This is a genomic window from Stenotrophomonas sp. SY1 (assembly GCF_021202945.1).
GTDB lineage: Bacteria > Pseudomonadota > Gammaproteobacteria > Xanthomonadales > Xanthomonadaceae > Stenotrophomonas.
This window is the reverse complement of the sequence record NZ_JAJOYR010000032.1, coordinates 1-342: the sequence shown is the minus strand read 5'-3', so window position 1 is coordinate 342 and position 342 is coordinate 1. Positions and strand designations below refer to the sequence as shown.

General features: G+C 34.2%; 1 protein-coding gene. It reads left to right on the top strand.

Translation table 11 applies throughout. The features are described from left to right. Positions 1 to 342: reverse transcriptase domain-containing protein (locus LR961_RS19190; RefSeq protein WP_269670828.1), on the top strand; the 342-nt coding region annotated here is incomplete at both ends.

Here is a 342-nt window from a genome sequence, read left to right as displayed (position 1 = left end):
CCTACAAGTTTTACTTCAATCGTAGGAAAAATAATGGAAACTATCATTAGAGATGCTATCGAACATCATTTAGAAAGTAACCGTTTGATAAGTGATAGCCAGCATGGTTTCAGACGGAAACGTTCTTGCATGACTAATTTACTCGAATTCTACAACACAGTCATCTCGAACTATGACAAAAGAAACAATATAGATATAATATATCTAGACTTTGCAAAAGCTTTTGATACCACCCCACACGAAAGACTACTTACTAAGTTAGCTTTACACGGAATAAGTGGTAGCCAATTAAGTTGGACTAGTAATTGGTTGAATGATCGAAAACAGAGAGTTGTTTTAAAT